Here is an 18,899-nt window from a genome sequence, read left to right as displayed (position 1 = left end):
GAATTTAGTCCTATAGCCATTATAGCATTGAAACGTTTTGGGTTGGAGATAGATAATAATTTATTTTAATAAAGGGAGAGGGAAATGCGTCTGAAATGTGAACATTGTCTCAAAAGGAAAGACCCCTTAACTTGTCACTGCTGACAGCTAAGGGGTCTTTCGGTTTTTCTGGGACGAATCTATTTGTTATTGTTCTTGCCTGCGGTTTTGGCGTTGATGAATTCGCTCTTCGTTTCAACACCGTCTTTGCTGCGGGCTACGATCCAGATTTTGTAATGTTCAGCTGGGGCCAGACCGGTCATGGTGACGATGATGTCTGTGCTCCATCCGGTTTCGAAACCGTTGTCTGCCACGACTTTGTATTCAGTGGTGGCTGGGTTTCCGTTGGTGTCCCACGTGAAGGTGAGGCTGGTTTCGGTAGCTTCGAGCACCTCTGCTTTGCGCGGACGGTTCGCCAGCGTGTAGAGTGTTGCATCGTCCTCGGCAGAAGCAGTGCCCAAGGTGGCTCTCAGCACGTAGTAAAACTCGCTTGCGGCTGGCAGATTGCTGTCTTGGAACGAGGTGCTTTTTCCTTTGTAGATGGTAGTGCCATTGCGCTTCAGTTCGTATTCTGCATCGGCTGCGACATCGTTCCAGCTGAGGTTGGCTGTAGAGCCGTTGAGGCTGGCCTTGAGTTCAGGTGTTGCAAGAACTGGAGCAGGTGGTACTGGTGTTTTGGTCGTTACGCTTGTGGTCGCTGCCGCGCTTACGCCTGCTTCATTGACCGCTGCCACGGTGTAGGTGTACGTGGTGGAAGCAGTGAGGCCTTGGTCCGTGTAGCTGGTGTCTGTACCCGTGTAGATGACCTGATCGTCACGCTTCAGCTCGTAGGAGAGTGCACCGGAGACAGCATCCCATGTGAGGGTGGCGCTGGTCTCCTCAGCTGCACCGGCAAAATTCACCGGTGTAGCTGGGATTGTCACGACTGGAGCAGCATCCAGCGCTCTTGCTGTAATGCTGGCTTGCTCACTGGACATCATTTCAGAATGGTTGGCTTTGATGTAGTAGGTGTAAGTCACGCCCGGAGTTACGCTCGTATCGAGGTAGCTGTTGGAGTTGGTCATGGTGAAGAATTCTTCGCCGCCGGTGCGGACGATGTCATAGGATTCTGCGTCGGCTACTGCATCCCATGTGAGGCGGATGCCTTGTTCGGTTGCTTCGGCCGCGAGATTGACCGGAGTAGCCATCTGCGGAGGTTGCGTTGTCGATGCTTTTGCCGTGACAGTGACGGTGGCTGGTTGGCTGAGCGGATTCTCACCGTCATCGGTGAAGATTTGGTAGGTGTAGGTCACACCTGGTTCCACTTCCGTGTCGGTAAAGGTAGTCGTTCTGCCGCTGAGGAACTGGAACCAGCCGTCATTGCGCTCCAGATAGTAGCCTGCCTGGATTGGAACCGCATCCCACGTGAGGACGATCCCGTTATCGGTTGCTTCTCCCCGGAAGTTCTGTGGTGTCGGTACTCCGGTTTCTGGCGGTGGTGGAGCCAGTGTTGTTACCGTGATGGTTGCCGGAGCACTTTTGCCGTATTGGTTGATTGCAACGACAGTGAAGGTGTAGGTGGTGGACGGAGTCAGGTTGTTGGCGGAGATGCTGTTGTTGGTTCCGGTCCACATCACGGTGCTGCCTTTTTTCACTTCGTAGGAGGTTGCGCCAGATACTTGGTTCCATGTGAGACTGATATAGGTGTCACCCGCTGTACCTCTAAAATTGGTTGGTGTCGCTGGTACAGCTGTCGATTCCTTGGTGGTGACGGTGAGGGTGACTGCTTCACTTGTGCCTGTGTCATTTTTCGCTGTGAGTGTGTATGTGTAAGCGGTAGACGGGGTCAGGCCTGTGTCGGTGAAGCTTACATTCGGTCCGCTGTAGATCACTTGATTGCCGCGTTTGAGCTCATAGGTGGCCGCGTTGGCGGAAGCATCCCATGTGAGGGCAGCGGTCTGATCGGTTGTGACAGCAGCGAAATTGGTTGGTGCTTGTGGTGCGACAGGTGCTGGTACCTTGGTTGTTACTGTGATAACAGTGGCTGTGCTCCAATCCCATGCGTTAAAGGCGGTTACGCTGTATTCATAGGTGTTGCCTGGAGTCAGACCGTTGTCGGTGAAGGTGTTGCCTTTGACATTATCTGCGATTGGCTGGCCGTCACGGGAGATGAAGTACACCCATGTGTCAGAGAGGGCAGGGTCCCAAGTGAGGGTAGCGCTGGTCTCTGTGGTCTCGCCTGTCAGATTGGTTGGTGCATTCGGTCCGATATGGTACGGATTCGGAGTAGTCACACGCAGGCTGGCTGGTTCGGATGCACCCAGCTCGTTGACTGCGGTGAGGGTGTAGACATAGGTACGGTCAGATTGGATGTTGTAATCTGCGTAGGTGGTCTGCGTTCCTGTGTAGATCACTTGACCGTCACGTTTGAGTTCATAGGTTTTTGCCTGATCCGCTGCATTCCAAGCGAGAGTTACGTTAGAAGCGGTTGGATTAGCGGCAAAATTGGTTGGTGTTGACGGTACGGCTGTTGCTGGCGGCACTTCTTTGGTTGTGACGCTCAGGGTCGCCGGTTGGCTTGAGCCTGCTGTGTTTTTCGCTGTGAGCGTGTAGGTGTACGTGGTGGCTGGAGTCAGGCTCTCGTTGGTGAAGCTGGTAGCAGAGCCTGTGTAGACCACTTGATTGTCACGCTTGAGCTCATAGGTCGTAGCACCGGATACGGCCGTCCAGGAGAGTGTTGCATGGTACTCCGTGGTGACTGCGGTAAAGCTGGTTGGTGTCGCTGGTGGCAGACCTAGTGTTTTAACTGTGATGGTGGCTGGATTGCTTTGCAGACCGATGGAGTTCACTGCGATGACGCCATAGGTGTAAGACTTGTCGGCGGTGAGGTTCGTGTCGGTGTAGCTGTTCGTGGTGACTGTTTTGATCAGTGAATTGTTGCGTGTGATGTAGTAGGAGGCAGCATTTTCTGATGGCTCCCATGTCAGTGCCACACTGCTGGATGTCGGTACACCCTGCAGATTCACTGGAGTTGCCGGATATGGAACGCTTGGCGGCAGAGTTCTGACCGTGATGGTTGCAGCCGGGCTGAGTGTTCCATAGTTGTACGCGTAAACCGTATAGGTGTAGTCGGTGTCTGGTTTCACGTTGGTGTCTTTATAGGTGTTGCTGTTAGAGAATGCGATCGAATTGGACGTGACTTTGGTACCGTTGCGGTAGATATGATACTCGTTAGCAGTACCGGTCGCCACATGATCCCATGCGATGGAAACAGATACGTCCTTGACGTCGGTGGTCCGCAGGTTAGTAACTGCCGCTGGTGCCGGTGCGGACGGTGTGGTGACGCTGAGCGGTGCAGATGCGGTGCTCTCGCCGATCCGGTTGATTGCCACTACGGTGTAATTGTAAGTCTGCTGGGACGATGCGGATTTATCGGTGTAGCTGTTGGTGTAAGACGTACCACTGTAGCTGCCGTTGCGCAGAATACGGTAAGAGGTTGCTTGCGCATCCGCATCCCACGTGATGGCAACGCTGTTGTAGCTCACATTGGTTACCTTCAGATTGACTGGGGCAGCAGGAGCCGTGGCGATCAGCTTGGTCGTAGCAGTAACCGTAGACGGTTGGCTTGTGGACGTGCTGTTTTTGGACACGATGCTGTACGTGTAGGTGGTGCCTGGTGTCAGGTTGGACTCGGTGAATTCGCTGAAATACTCGCTGTAGTACGCATTACCGAGCTTTATGCCATTCCGGTAGACTTCATAAGAAGTGGCTCCGGTGACTTGATCCCAGTCAAGGGCGATCGATGTTTCGTTCTCGGTTTTTCTGATGTTGGTCGGTGGAGCAAGGACAGGAGCCAGTGTTCTGGTGGTGATCATGGCTGGTTCACTTGCACCTGCGGTATTACTCGCTGTGACCTTGTAGGTGTAGCTGGTGGACGGTTGCAGCTTGGTATCGGTGAAGGTGGCTGCAGGGCCGTTGTAGACTGCCGCATCTCCACGGTAGACGGAGTAGGTGACCGTCGCATCTTGGCTTGCATCCCATGTGAGTGTGACTGTATCTTGCGAAGGTACAGCCTTCAGGTTCGTTGGTGCAGCTGGAATGACGACTGGTGCCGGCAGAGTTTTCACGATGACGGTTGCTGGTGCGCTGCTCAGTGTGTCTTTCTTCGCGTAGACGGAGTAGGTGTACTCGGTCTCAGCAGTCAGGCCAGAATCGGTGAAGCTGTTGGCATCGCCTGTATAGATCAGTGCATCGTTGCGGTATACCGCATAGGTGACGCTTGGATCTGTAGAGTCATCCCATGTGAGGCTGACGGTATCATGAGTCGGTACGCCTGCCAGAGAGGTTGGTACAGGCAGTGTTGCTTGATCTGTTTTCGCGGTCACGATGAATGGTGCGCTCTCGCCCAACAGATCCTTGGCGATGAGGGTGTAGGTGTATTCTTTGTTGGCTTCGAGATTGGTGTCCTGGAAGGTAGTTGCATCGCCTTCATAGACCAGTGCACCGTCGCGTTTCAATTGATACGAGATCGGTTGAGTCGTCGCAACCTTTTGCCATTGGAGTGTAATGTTCGCCGCGTCTTTAGAAGCTACGGTTGGATTGATGGCTGGTTGGGCAAAACCTTTGGCGATGCCATGGTTGCGGCCGCTTTGGTCATACACGAGACCTGTGGAAATCGGGTCTGGATTCCAGGAGCCGATCAGCCCGGTTGCAGACGTGATGATGTCATTATTCATGCTCATCTGAATCTCAGATTGGGTGCGGGCTTGGTTCCAGATGCGGAGGTTGGCGATTTTGCCGCCGAACTTGTAGCCTGTGGAGCGGCCCCAGCCGGAGAGATAAGCACCTGGTGTTGCGCTTTTGGTGTAGCGGGCAACAGGACCGATGGCTTGTTGCAGAACTTGTTTTTGACCGTTGATATAAAGCTCAAGGTTATCGAGGGTCGGTACGCCGTTGTAGAAGACAGCGGCTACGTGTACCCATCTGTTTTTCAGACTGGAAGAAGAGATCCCGATGACATTGTTTTCGGAGGAGTTGAACCCGAAGAAACCGTTGACGAACTCCAAGTCATAGCCGGAATCCCAGCCGAATGGCATCATCGCGGCGGTTGCACCATTCCAGTTCATCCAGAATTCTACGGTGTTTCTGCCGCCTGCTGCTGTATTGACCGCCAGATTGGTGAGACGGTATTCATCGTCCTTGGCATCCATCACGATGGAATTGGACGGTTCTGTCAGGGTCAGGCTGTTGGTGCGCACGGAGATGGTGGCTGGCTGGCTTTCTGCATCGGTCGCAGTTGCAAAGATGGTGTATTCATAGTCAGTAGCAGCCAGTAATTTGAGATCGGTGTAGCTGGATTGTGCGCCTGTGTAGATCACTTCGCCGTTGCGTTTGAGCACGTAGCCGGTGGCATTGGTGACAGGGTCCCACTTGAGATCCACTTGGTTCGTGCCTGGCGTACCGGTGAAATTAGTCGGAATGGTGAGAGAGGCTGCGCGGGTCGTCACGCTGTAAGGGACGGGCCTGCTTTCACCAAAGCTGTTCTTGGCGATGACGCCGTATTGGTAAGCGGTGGATGGGGTGAGCTGGCTGTCAGCAAAAACCGCATCGGTCCCCGAATAGATTTCCTTACCGTCCCGCATAAGTGTGTAGCTTGTCGCTTGAGAGAGGGGACTCCATTCAAGTGTCGCTGTGGTATCTGTCAGAGAGGTCGTGTTCGGGAACAGCTGTGGAGCAGGGAAGCCGCTGCTGACCCCCGGATTAGGATTGTTCGCGCTGGCAGAATAGACTTTGCCTGTCGCGATGGAATGTAATTTGTAGTAACCAATAAGTCCTTGTTCATCACCTGAGAGGACAGCATAAGGGTCTGCCTGAATCTCTTCAGGGGTGCGGGCATAATTCCAGATGCGGACATCTGCGAGGCTTCCGGAGAATTTGTAGCCAGTCGAGCGGCCCCAGCCGGATATGAAGGCTGTCGTGCTGGCCGAACGTGATGTAGCGTTGGTGCTCAAATAACGGACGAGTGTCTGTTTTACCCCGTTAATATAAAGTTCATTGGTGTCCGGCATGCCGTTCGTGAAGATGGCGGTGACGTGTACCCATTGGTTTTTCAGGCTGGCAGATGAAATTCCATAGACTTCACCAAAACCTGTATTAAAACCAAAGTAACCGCTGGCAAACTCCAGATCATAAGAGCCTGCCCAGCCAAAAGGCATGACAGGGTTCACACCATTCCAGTTCATCCAAAATTGAACAGTGTTTTTACCGCCAGCTGCCGTATTGACGGCGAGTCCAGACAGAGCGACCGTATCATCTGCCCCGTCAAAACTGAGGTAGTTGGCATACGGTGACGCAGCGGAGGCTGCGTTGACGAACGGTTGAGTTATCATGGTTAACAACATGGCAAACAGAGTAATGATCCGCAGTACCACTAATCCATGTTTTCTCATACCTAACCCTCCTTTTTGCTTCATTTATCTATATAATTTAAAAAATGATGCCGAGATAATAATATGTTAATGCTGTGTTAAAAGTCCTATGTACAAGGTGTTGATAATAAGCACTTAGTCCTATATCCTTTATTATAATATACTATGTCAGATAATTCTACCTATGTCTGGGAAAAACAAAAGGTAGAAACACTTTCGTTTCTACCTTATTTTTTCATTTCTATTAAATTGGTATAAAGAGTAAGCGTATCGTCTGCCATCTGCTGGATGGTAAAGCTGCGTGTGGTTTTGGTGAGAGCTTCCTGGACAAGCTTCTCTTGCAAGGAGAGGTCTATAGAGAGATGACGCATTGCATCAGCCAGCAGATCAGGCTTGGCAGGGGGTGTAAGCAGTCCATCCTGCTGATGTGTCACCATTTCCTTGACACCGCCGACATCGGATGCGATCACCGGAATGCCGGAAGCCATCGCCTCGATAATCGTATAGCCAAGCCCCTCATAGATCGAAGAATGGACGAACAGATCAAATGCTCGCATGCAATCCGGGATATCCTGACGAAAGCCCGGAAAATGAACTCGGTCAGACACTCCGAGGCTGGCAGAGAGCGCCTCTAGGGACGCCCGCTCCGGTCCGTCACCGACGAGCACCAGATGATTGGGACGGGTGCCCGTGGCAGGGTCGAGTTGGGCGAATGCTTCTATCATATAGGAAAGACCTTTTACCTGAACGAACCGTGCTACCGTGCCAAAGACGAAAGCCTCAACAGGTACCCCCCATTCTTGGTATAAGGCCGCCTTGCGCTCGTCTGCATCAGCGGGACGCTCAAGAAACGGTGCGAGATCCATGCCATTGTATATAACCGAGATCTTCTTGGATGAAACACCCTCTTTGACAAGGATGTCACGCAATGCTGCACTGACTGCTATGTAATGGTGATTCCACCCGCGGGTGACACGCTCCATCATGGAGGCCACCGTATAGGCGAGCGGGTTCACGTAGTCATAACGAAGATTGCTGTGCACGGTGGTGGCAAGCACTGTACCTGTTCCCCGTGCGGCGAGTCGGCCGACAAAATTGGCCTTCACCCCGTGTGTATGGATCAGATCTGGTGAAAAATCGCGGAATTCCTGCTTCAGCCCCTGATAAAGCCGCCAGTCAAAACGCCCGTATTGGTGCAGGGCCGACACCGCAATTCCTGCCTCGCGCAGCTTCTGGGCAAACAAGGAGTCATAGAAGCACACGACTTTGGCGTCTACCCGGTCCTTGGGCAGATTCGAAAGTAGATTTAAGATATGCTGTTCTGCTCCGCCAAATTCTCCGCCACCGATCACGTGGAGGACTCGTAATTTTCTATTCATTAGATTCCACCCGTACCTTTCCAAACAAGCCATTTCCAATATATCAGATGAGGGATGGATTCGCAATAAGACCACACTTATGGTATGGTTAACAAAGACATTTTTCATCGGATAAGGAAGAGGTATCATCGATTATGAAACAAAAACGTACTGTGCTGATCATCAGCTATATCTTTCCCCCAATCGGCGGTGGAGGAGTACCCCGCCCGCTGAAAATGGCGAAATACTTAGGGAACTTCGGCTGGGACGTCCATGTCCTCACCGCTGACCCGACCTATCACGCGACACTGGACCCGACGCTGCTGACCCAACTGCCTGACGATGTGCAGATCCATCGTGCGAAGGAACTGAGTGCGATGCTGCGTAAACCGCCTGTATCTGCGGCAAAACCGCAGGGTGGAATTGCTGTCACTCCGCCACCCGCCCCAGCACGCCCATCCATGCTCAGCCAGGTGAAGCAGAACGTCTTCTCTCTATTAAAAAAGGTAAAACCATATATGCTCATCCCAGACGATCAAATCCTCTGGTACCCTGATGCTGTCAAGGTAGGGCGAGAAGTACTGCGCCAGCACAAAATCGACGCCATCTTCTCCACCTCCGGCCCGGTGACCAACCACCTCATCGCCCAGAAGCTGGCTTCTGAATTCGGTTGCAAATGGATCGCTGACTTCCGCGACCCGTGGACACAGAATATGCACACCTCCGGCATCCCATGGCGTGAGCGCTTGGAAGAGAGGATGGAGGCACAGGTGATGCTGCAGGCTGACGCGATCACCACGGTGACAGCCACATTCGCCGAAAACTTCCGGAAAAAATACAGCTCCCAAATCAAACGCATCGAGCTGATCTACAACGGCTTTGACCGCGCTGACTTTCAAGGGCTGGAGCCAAGCCGCACCGCTTCAGACAAATTCCACGCCGTCTATGCTGGGATCCTGTATCAAAAACGCAATCCGCGCCTGCTCCTGCGTGCGATCAAGGAACTGATCGACGAGGGATTGGTGGACCGTCGCGATCTCCTGCTTTCATTTGCCGGGGTGTTCGACTATCCGGGTTATACGGAGAATCAGGATTGTGTCAATGAACTGGGCTTGGACGATATCGTCAATGTCATCGGCAATCTCCCGCACAAAGAAGCCCTCCGCCTGATGAAAAGCGGCGATGTCCTGCTGCTCATCGGGGACGTCTCCCCAGACGCGGGTGCCTACATCCCCGGCAAGCTGTACGAGTACATGGGGATGGGCAAGCTGACACTGGCGCTCAACATGCCAGGTGAGGCGACCGAGATCATCCAACGCTTCGGACTGGGTGAAGTGGCTGACCCGTCGGATAAGGATGCGATCAAGCAGGCGTATCTGCGGTTGTATCAGCAGTGGAAGGCGAAGCAGGGGGCGGCAGATGTTGCTTCAAAAGCTGGCGATCAGGGCATCAGCGAAGGACTGGAGCAACAGCAATTCGCATCTGAATCGGCCACTTCTTCTGCACAGAATGACCGTGCCCGTGAAGAAGCTGACTTTTTCGAGCGTGTCAAGCTGTACGAGCGCCGCGAGCAGGCTGGGCAGCTGGCACGGTTGATGGATGAACTGTTGGAAGGAAAGCAAGTGAAAGATGAATAAATGGAAGCATTCGTAGGGAATTTTTCTACGGATGCTTTTCTTTTTGTCATGAATGAATATTGCACTCAGGTATTGTCATTACCGCTCGTGACAGAGAGAGACAGAGTTCAGCGTACAGACGGGAGGTAAGGTTTGAGAAGTTTGCTGTGAGGGGGATCAAGCATGAGGGTAGAGGTTTTACGACGGATTATCGAGAGAATGCTCCAGATTCATAAGCATAGAAAGGGGCTTGGTGGCCCCTTCGGTGTATTACATCTCTATTCTAAACATGTGCCAGAGTCGTACGGTTAACTGCATGAGGCGGTTCTTCCATCCAACCGTTTTCGATCAAGATGTTGATCCCATCCTCACCATACTGTGCAAACTCTGCTGCAAGACGAGTGTAATGTGCTGAAATATCATGTCTCATGGCTGTAGCTATACCAGTTCCGTAGTTGCCTACTCCAGCCATGCTCAAGACCCTTGTATGGTACAACATGAGTTTATCTGAAAAGGGTGCAACCGTAGAATCCATGACTTCTGAATCCCAAGTTTGGGGTAAAGAAAGGTCATTTTCACGAAAAAGTGAAGTGAACACATCAATATGTTTGTCAGCTATGTTTTTACCTCTTACCATATACTCACGAACTGCTTGTGATTTAGCCACTTGACTATAACCCATTATCAAAACCTTACCAAACACATTTGTGAGTAGGCATAAGAAAAGTTGAGTGATTTCCATCGCTTCCAGTGGTCTACGATTTCCAAGCCAACCAGTCAGAAAACTTTGCTTTTTGACAAAATCCACCTTTTCAGGAATGGAAATGTACGGTGGTCTGGTGAATATTCCTTTAGATAGTAAAACCTTTGTTACTTTATTAGATAGTTCCGCTGATGAAGAAAGACATTCATTGTAAAAATCACGGACGTCTGAACGTACCATGACGGGTAAAGCTAAACTGTAAGCAATCAACCCAATTCTAGACATATTTTGGAGATAGATGAGGAAGTACGTATCCGAATACAACCGTGGGGCATCTAGGTTCACATCTTCATCCGTAAAGCCTTGAGGAATGGGATAGTTTTCATTGGTTAAGATTTCTTTAATCTTTTGAAGGTGCTTTTCTGATAAACTCAAAGCGTATTCGATGACGGGACGAACTTCTGTATCCTCAACTTTGTTCACAAAGTATGTAAGGACACAAACGGCCAAGCTGTCATTCATATACTGATTCCAAAGATTTCCGACTTCAGCCGTGGTTAATCTAATGTTATGAGCTGTTTCCAATGCCTTGGCCTCCTAAAGTAAATGTAATTGTTAGGTATCATCCCCAAGTATCTATGTCATTATGTCGATAAGCCACCCTATCTTGGTTCAGTGACCCATTCAGATGATGTGCTTTTACGTTAGATAAACTCAGGATAAGAAAACCTCTTCTTGGTTAACACTAACCAAAAAAGGAGGGCTGCCGCATGACACGCATCATGACCAGTTTGCTTGCTTGTATGCTGTTTTTCTCCACGACCACCTATGCTCACCCGCAACAACCTGAGACACCATCCTACGCGAAGTATGGGAAGCTCGCCATGGAGGAAACCAAAAAGCACTATCCAAACGCCGAAATCACCGATTACCGCCACGTTGGCCGCAACAAGGTGAATGCGACCACGGCGAAAGAAACCTTCAAGCTTAGGCTCAAGCAAAATCAAAAAGAGTGGGGCGTGCTGGTCAACATCATCTTTGAGACCCAGACAGGGAAGACTCTTTCTATTAAATTAAACCGAGTTAACAACTAGATGATTGTACTTGGAAAGTAACCAACCAACTACGGTTGTTACTCCAATCTATCTAACCAAAAAGCATCATCAAACAAGCCACACTACGCTTACACAGTAGTTGTGGCTTGTTTTTGTTTCTATGTCGACAGTAACCGAACGACTATTAAAACGAGCGTGTCACCCCACCCCACCCGTGCCGTGTCAGATCCGGTTGTTATCTCTGTAAAACTCTACTTCCTATACACCCCGCGCAAAAACTCCCCAATCTCCTCAACCACCCGCTCCGGCTTTTCCACCATGCCCATATGCCCCACGCCTTCCAGCTTGGCCTTGGTCACATTCGGACGCTCCACGGCAAACGCCTTTTCCAGCGGGATGATTTGATCTTCAGCCCCCGCGAGCAAGAACACAGGCAGATCCGTACTCGTCAACACATGATTGCGATCCACCCGATCCCGCATCCCGCGCAAGGTATGGATCGCCCCATCTGGCTTCGTGCCAAGACCGATGACCTCTACCTCGCCGACCTCCTCCGGCATCCCGCTCAGATTGCCTGGGGCAAACAGCTTCGGAATCAAGGCACGGATGAACGCCTCCATGCCGTACTTTTGGATGCTTTCGGCGCCTTTGTCCCGGTTCGCCTTGGCCTCGTCGGAATCGGGATACGCTGTAGAGTGGACAAGCCCGAAGCCGTGCAGCTTATCAGCGTGCTTTTCGGCAAAAGTGAGCGTGATATAGCCGCCGAGCGAGTGACCGAGCATCACGGTTTTTTCGATCCCGAGCGCATCGAGCAGAGCGGCGATCTCATCGGCGAAGACCTCCATCGTATAAGGCCCGTCTGGAGCAGAGCTTTCGCCATGTCCGCGCAGGTCAGGAGCTATGACACGATAGTAGGCGGAGAGGGACGGGATCACGTGACGCCAGTAGGCAGAGCTGCCGCAGAAGCCATGCAGGAGGACGAGCGTGTCACCTGTGCCCTGATCGATATAGGAGAGGGTCGTATTCCCCAGTTGAATTGGTTGTTTCATGAAATCTCCACTTCCTTCCAATATGTCTGTATCTCTATCTTACCCGAAAAAGGGAGCTTTGACGCCAGCAGGAGTGGAGCCCGTTCCAAACTTCCACTGATCCAAAACGTTTTAAGATATCATATAATCTTTCCACGGCTTAATAATTTTTTATATTCTGGGAGGAATTATTCACTACATAGCGAATATAGGTAGAAAAGTGAAAACGTTTGCACAATCATTCGAAAAAATGAGAGACAAACATCTATGAATGCAAGGGGCAACCAGAACGGATTTAGTGCAAACGCTTTCACCAAACAACCTTTACAATCAAAAGGGGAGGGAATTTTTTGAGCACCAAGATGATTCGTATGTTTCTCGTGATGGCTCTTATTCTCACTTCATTTCCTGCGGCGCTCTTTGCAGCCGACTTCCCGGCGGATCAGCCTCGGATTGCAGGCAATTTTCAAAAGGCGCTGGGTGAGGCGGACGACTGGAGTCCGTCGGGATCGCAGCTGTTCCTCACTGATGCAGATGGGGATGGCATCTATGACATCTCGTTTACGCTCGACAAAGGCTCTGACTACCAGTTCAAGGTGATCGAGGGCAACGACTGGTCCATGCCAAACCATGGGAACGCAGACGGCAGCAACAAGACATTTACCGTCGAGAAGAACCAGTCCGATGTCAAAATCAGCTTCAACAAAAGCACCAAAGCGATTGATGTCGTGGTAACAGGCGGCACGTCCGAAGACGACGGCCAACCCAAGCCTAATGACATCGCGTGGGACGAACTGCTCCACGACAGCCAGCAGAACCTGTTCCGCAAGCCTTTTGGCGCTATCAAAGCAGGCGAGCCTGTGACACTGCGCATCCAGACCAAAGCAGATGATGTGCAGACCGCAGTCCTTTCCTACTGGGATGAGAAGGCCAAGAACCGCCAAACCGCTGAGATGAAAAAAGCGGGCTTCGCGACACTCGGCGACAACATCAAGGTGGACTACTGGGAAGCGACGATCACCATCGACAAGCCGACCATCATCCGCTACCACTTTGAACTCAAAGACGGCACCAAAACCGTGACCTACTATGACACCCAAGACGGCAACGGCGGCCTGGGTGCTCCTTCCAACGGTGACGGCACCGAGTACCAGCTGACCATCCACGATCCGAGCTTCAAGACTCCGGACTGGATGAAAAACAGTGTCACCTATCAGATCTTCGCCGACCGTTTTTATAATGGAAAAAAAGCAAACGATACCGCAGTCGACAACCGTGGCAGCCGTGGTGCTATGCCAATCGAGCATAAAGCGTGGAATGATATTCCAATCGACAACCCACGCCCGCTGGAGACCAAATACGGCCGCGCTGTGATGGATGACCGTAACAACGACGGTTCTCCAGACTATGACGGCAACCGCGACGGCAAGCCTGACTTTACGTTCCAAGACCTCGATGGCGATGGAGTCGCGCAAGAGGTGGATATCAACGACAACGGCACCTTTGAAAAGTTCGTCGACTACAAAGGGGACGCACTCTGGCACAACGATTTCTACGGCGGGGACATCGCCGGTGTGACCCAGAAGCTCGATTACCTGCAGAAGCTCGGTATTACCACGATTTACCTCAACCCGATTTTTGAAGCTTCCAGCGCTCACAAGTACGACACCTCTGACTATGAGCAGCTGGACCGGATGTTTGGTACCAATGCGGAGTTCCAACAGTTTGCCAAGGAAGCGAAAAAGCGCGGCATCCACCTGATCCTCGACGGTGTATTCAACCACGTAGGGGATGATTCCCGCTATTTTGACCGCTATGGCAAATACTACAACGACCTCGGCTACTGGCAAGCCAACGGCAAGGACCGCAACCAAAACATCGGGGCGTACCAAGCTTGGCGTATGAAGCAAAAAGCGGCCGGCAAGCTGGATGACCCGAATGTACCGGCATGGGATGCAAGCGTACACTTCAGCCCATATGAAGAATGGTTTACCATCAATGAAGACGGCACATACGAATCCTGGTGGGGCTTCGACAGTCTCCCGGTGATTAAAGCACCAGAAGGCAGCGAGCTGAATCTTGATTCTTTTGCTGACTATATCATCCGCAATGACGACTCAATCGCACGCCGCTGGATCGAAGCAGGCTCAAGCGGCTGGCGCCTCGACGTGGCTCCAGAGGTGTCCCATGAGTTCTGGCAAGCCTTCCGCGACTACACCAAGGGCGCGCAAAAAGGCGATCTGAAGACACCGAACGGAGAGCCGATCATCCTGACGGAAAACTGGGGCGATGCCACGGTTGACCTGTTGGGGGATACCTTTGACACGACGATGAACTACCGTTTCCGCAATGCCTTGATCGACTTCATCCTCGACGAAGGCTTCAATGACACCGATATCATGCACAACCCAATCGATGCCAAAGGGCTTGATGCACGACTCAAAGAAATCCAGGAAGACTACCCAGACGAGGCCTTCTACGCCATGATGAACCTGCTCGGCTCCCATGACACGATGCGCATCCAACGCGTATTCGGCGAGATGGAACCACAGTTCATGTCAGACGAAGAGCGCTCCAAGGTAACCGATGAACAAGTGAAGCAAGCCGACGAACGCGCGAAAAAACGCCTCCAGCTCGCAGCTGTCCTGATGATGGGCTACCCAGGCTCTCCTACCATCTACTATGGTGACGAATCAGGGGTAACGGGCTGGGACGATCCAGACAACCGCCGTCCGTACGACTGGAACCAAGAAGACAAGAACCTGCAAGCGTATTTCACCCAGCTTGCTAACATCCGCAACCAGCACCAAGTACTCAAGACAGGTACAGTAGAAACCCTGTACGCAGAAGGCCACACCTATGCCTACGGACGCAAAATCGTCAATGGGGTAGACGCGCTCGGCAACCGTTCCTACAAAACAGAAAAAGGCAACGACCCGTTCAAAGACGAGCTGGCCATCGTAGTCGCATCCAAAGAGGGCGGCTCCATCCAAGTGCCTGTCACTGGTTTTGTCCGCAACGGTGCAGTCTTCTACGATGCGCAGAACCCTGTTAGGAAATACGCGGTCAAAAACGGCACCATCACTGTCGATGTAAAAGCACTGGAAGGGAAAATCCTCATCGCAGACAGCAAAATCACGCCACCTGTAACTGTCCAAGGTGTAACCGCCGCCTCTACCAAAGAGACTGGCGTATCCGGTGAAGTGAAGCTGACATGGAAACGTACAAAAGATGCCCGCTCCTACGTAATCTACCGCAGCACCATCGCAGACGGTCACTACACCAAGGTCGGCGAAGTGAGCACCACCAGCTACACCGACAAAGATGTAGCCAACGGAACGCGCTACTACTATGCCGTCACCGCTGTTGATAAATACGGCAACGAAAGCAGCAAAGGCGACGCCGCACAAGCTCTGCCATACCTGCCAATCGACCGCGTCGGCGAGCAGACCAGCAGTGCACAAGACGGCACACATGTGATCGGTACTGACAAATCTGTTACCGTATCCGCCGCTGTCCAAGTAGGCGAAGCAACCCAGAGTACGACTGCCCTGCCATATCTGCAAGGCAAGCTGACCGTCACCACAGCAGCAGGCGACAAGCTGGTCATTCCGGCTTCCTTCGCCCAGAGCAAAGACGGCGTACACATCTATCGTGCAAGCTTCACCCCGGACGCGCTCGGCGCATGGAGCTTCGCGATGTCCTTCTCCACCAACCAAGGTGAAGAATGGATCAGCGTCTCTGCCGACAAGGTCAATGTCATCGCAGATGCAAGCGACACGACAGCTCCACAAGCACCAGAGCTGGCACAGCCAGGTGTCGAATCCAACCGCGTCGAGCTTAACTGGACGACCGCAGTAGATGCAGATGTCGTCTACTACGAAATCTACCGCGACGACCAGCTGATCGCCCGCCAGACCAAAGCACAAGGTACCCGCTACGTAGATACCTCCGTAGCCAACAAGACCGAGTACAGCTACAAGGTAGCCGCTGTGGACAGTGCGTTCAACCGTGGCTATTCCAACGATGTTGTTATTACCCCAGACCTCGTGGTGGTCGAAGTGACGTTCAAGGTGACAGCGCCGGACTACACGCCAAAAACCAATATCAACATCGCAGGCTCCTTCCAAAGCTGGAACCCAAGCAGTGCAGATCACCTGCTTACTTGGAATGAAGCAGAGCAAGCTTTTATGGCGACGTTCGAATTCCAAGTCGGCACCAAGATCGAGTACAAGTATGCACGAGGCGATTGGTCCCGTGTGGAAAAAGGATCAACAGGCGAAGAAATCAACAACCGCGTCCTCACTGTCGTAAACCAAGGTGGCAATAAAATGCTCGTGGAGAACACAGTGGAGAAGTGGGCGGATATGTTGGACCGCTAAATCAATGCACTAAGATGTTGGCTCTGGTCTAGGCGTCCACTTAACCGAAACAATAGCATGACATGAAAAAAGGTGTGCCCGTAATCAATAGGGCGCACCTTTTCCATTTTGACCGGACATGTCACTGAATCGTCTTGCAGTTGATAGAGTAGAAACGGCGATACTACTGTAAACAAAAGACCAAAGAGTAACGTGATGACCGAATACGCCACGGCTTTTGCCATGGCACCATCACGATTGGTATGGATGAGGCGAACAAATCCATAGTTCACACTGCATAAGACAAGCAAGTAGAGCAGCAGTGTGAATCCACCTGTGTAGGGCTGGAGCCACTCAGGATACTCCGCTGTGTGAGCATCACCGAAACCGAGCAACCTCATCACACTGACGAGAACGATATAGGGAAAAATCAAAATCATGCAAAGCGAATAGACAATCAAGCCGACTCGGAACAGTATCGTCATAAGAGATCACCATACTCTGTGGAGGATGATGATTAACTTCGGTGATCAGCTATCCAAGTCCTTCCAGCCTTTTTTATGAGAGCGAAAGTGCCTGCTCCAAATCCGCTATGATATCCTCGACATCCTCAATCCCCACACTCAACCGGATCAATCCGTCACTGATGCCCATCTTCGCCCGCTCATCCGCAGGGACAACCGAATGCGTCATGGAGGCCGGATGCTGAATCAGCGTCTCAGCATCACCTAGACTAACCGCCCGCTGGCAGAGCTTCACCGCGTTCATCATGCGGATGCCCGCCTCCAGACCGCCTTTTACCTCGAAGCTGATGAGACCACCGAAGCCGTCCATCTGCCTTTTTGCAAGCTCATATTGTGGATAACTGGGCAGACCCGGATAGTAGACGCGATCCACCTGCGGATGTGCTTCTAAATATTCGGCCACTTTTTGTGCGTTTTCACAGTGACGATCCATGCGTACCACCAGCGTCTTTAGCCCGCGGATCAGGAGATAGGAGTCAAACGGTGAGAGCACGCCGCCGATGTCTTTTAGCGTGGTCATCCGGATTTCATCCATGATCGCTTTTGGCCCCACTGCGACACCCGCGATGACATCACCGTGGCCGCAGATGTATTTGGTGGCACTGTGGATGACGATGTCACAGCCGTGCTCGATCGGGCGTTGCAGATAAGGGGAGAGGAAGGTGTTGTCGACCACGACATAGGCACCTGTTTCCTTGGCGATGCGGGAGACCAGAGCGAGATCGACGAGCAGCATGGTTGGATTCATCGGGGTTTCGAGGTAGATGACCTTCGTCTCGGGTGTGATCGCTGAACGGATGCTCATCTCATCGGAAAGGTCAGCCAGCGTGTAGGTGATGCCGAAGCGCTCCTGCAACAGGTTGAGGAAGCCGTAGGAGCAGCCATACAGATTTTTGGCACAGAGGATGTTGTCACCTGTCTTGACCAGAGCCATCAGCACCGCCGAGATCGCCGCCATACCGGAGGCAAAAGCAAGCCCTGCTTCCGCGCCCTCCAGTTCGGCTATTTTGTCTTCAAAGACGGTGACAGTGGGGTTGCCCAGGCGGGAGTAGATATAGCCGGGAGCATGACCTGCGAAGCGTTGACCGCCCTCTTCGGTGGTGGGGAAGACGAAGGTGGCTGTTTGGTAAATGGGTGTAGTTAGAGAGCCGGTGTGGGGGTCGGGTTGGTGTCCGGCATGAATGGCTTTGGTCGAGAGACCTGGTCCCTTTTTTCCAGGCTGTGGGTTCGGGTTTGCTTGTCTATTTTGTGAATAGTCCATACATATCCCCTCGTTTCGTAGCATTCACTATCAATATATATGTAAGCGTATACAATTTAGTGATTTTTCGAAAGAGGGAAAAGTCGGGAGAAGAGAGTGAGGAGCGAGTAACTGTTTTCCAGTCGCCTTTCCCTCACTACGTTCAGCCGGTCTCCTTACAAACAGTTACTCGCCCCTCACTCTCTTCTCCGAAGGGAAGGGGAAGATGGAAGAAAGCTGGGGCAGGATGTAGGGATGGAAAGAAACAGGCTTATTGGAGCAATGAGGTGGGGTAGAGAGCGATAAAGGTAGTGATGGTTAGGCATATGTAGATGGGGAGCATGATTGGATAATCGGAGGCACTTTTATAAGTAGTGCAAGAATAAGTTATCCGATGCAGCTCGGATGGAGCGCAAAAAGTTTGAGCCCCACTTTTTTTCAAGAAGGCACCCGGCTATTGCATAGAGCATGAGGAGCATCTGTTTGTAAGGAGACCGGCTGAACGTAGTGAGGGAAAGGCGACTGGAAAACAGATGCTCCTCATGCTCCTGCCGGAGCCACAACCTAT

The 18,899-nt window shown here is 51.9% G+C and carries 9 protein-coding genes; 3 read left to right on the top strand and 6 right to left on the bottom strand.

What is annotated here, in order from left to right; genetic code table 11:
* Positions 1 to 179: 179 nt before the first annotated feature.
* A complete protein-coding gene (locus FGI41_RS17285; protein ID WP_176560328.1) occupies positions 180 to 6,467 on the bottom strand; it encodes a fibronectin type III domain-containing protein in 6,288 nt (2,095 codons plus the stop codon).
* A gap of 206 nt (positions 6,468 to 6,673) precedes the next feature.
* Entirely contained in the window at positions 6,674 to 7,825 is a 1,152-nt protein-coding gene (locus FGI41_RS17280) for a glycosyltransferase (protein WP_139491593.1), read from the bottom strand.
* A 134-nt stretch (positions 7,826 to 7,959) separates the two neighbouring features.
* Between FGI41_RS17280 and FGI41_RS17275 the strand changes: the two genes are divergently transcribed.
* A complete protein-coding gene (locus FGI41_RS17275) occupies positions 7,960 to 9,441 on the top strand; it encodes a glycosyltransferase family 4 protein (RefSeq protein WP_139491592.1) in 1,482 nt (493 codons plus the stop codon).
* A gap of 262 nt (positions 9,442 to 9,703) precedes the next feature.
* Here FGI41_RS17275 and FGI41_RS17270 read toward each other — a convergent pair whose 3' ends face one another.
* Positions 9,704 to 10,708, bottom strand: a complete 1,005-nt coding sequence (locus FGI41_RS17270) for a DUF3231 family protein (protein ID WP_139491591.1) — start codon at positions 10,706 to 10,708, stop codon at positions 9,704 to 9,706.
* Between the two features lie 185 nt (positions 10,709 to 10,893).
* Between FGI41_RS17270 and FGI41_RS17265 the strand changes: the two genes are divergently transcribed.
* Entirely contained in the window at positions 10,894 to 11,217 is a 324-nt protein-coding gene (locus FGI41_RS17265) for a DUF3889 domain-containing protein (protein ID WP_255298519.1), read from the top strand.
* A 212-nt stretch (positions 11,218 to 11,429) separates the two neighbouring features.
* Here the strand turns inward: FGI41_RS17265 and FGI41_RS17260 are convergent, their stop codons facing one another.
* On the bottom strand, positions 11,430 to 12,227 hold the full coding sequence (locus FGI41_RS17260) for an alpha/beta fold hydrolase (RefSeq protein WP_139491590.1): 798 nt from the start codon (positions 12,225 to 12,227) through the stop codon (positions 11,430 to 11,432).
* Positions 12,228 to 12,556: 329 nt separating this feature from the next.
* Here FGI41_RS17260 and FGI41_RS17255 point away from each other — a divergent pair, with 329 nt between their 5' ends.
* Positions 12,557 to 16,588: an alpha amylase N-terminal ig-like domain-containing protein gene (locus FGI41_RS17255; protein WP_139491589.1), complete on the top strand. Its 4,032-nt coding sequence runs from the start codon at positions 12,557 to 12,559 to the stop codon at positions 16,586 to 16,588.
* Here the strand turns inward: FGI41_RS17255 and FGI41_RS17250 are convergent.
* Both FGI41_RS17250 and megL read right to left on the bottom strand, forming a co-directional pair.
* Positions 16,585 to 17,052, bottom strand: a complete 468-nt coding sequence (locus tag FGI41_RS17250) for a hypothetical protein (RefSeq protein ID WP_139491588.1) — start codon at positions 17,050 to 17,052, stop codon at positions 16,585 to 16,587. The two genes, FGI41_RS17255 and FGI41_RS17250, sit on opposite strands and share 4 nt — an antisense overlap.
* 73 nt (positions 17,053 to 17,125) lie before the next feature.
* Complete coding sequence (megL, locus tag FGI41_RS17245; RefSeq protein ID WP_139491587.1) at positions 17,126 to 18,352, bottom strand: methionine gamma-lyase; 1,227 nt, start codon at positions 18,350 to 18,352, stop codon at positions 17,126 to 17,128.
* Between the last annotated feature and the right edge of the window lie 547 nt (positions 18,353 to 18,899).

It is taken from the genome of Brevibacillus dissolubilis (assembly GCF_006170445.1).
Classification (GTDB): Bacteria; Bacillota; Bacilli; order Brevibacillales; family Brevibacillaceae; genus Brevibacillus_B; species Brevibacillus_B dissolubilis.
Note: the sequence above shows the minus strand (reverse complement) of the source record. Positions and strands in the feature narration are given on the sequence as shown.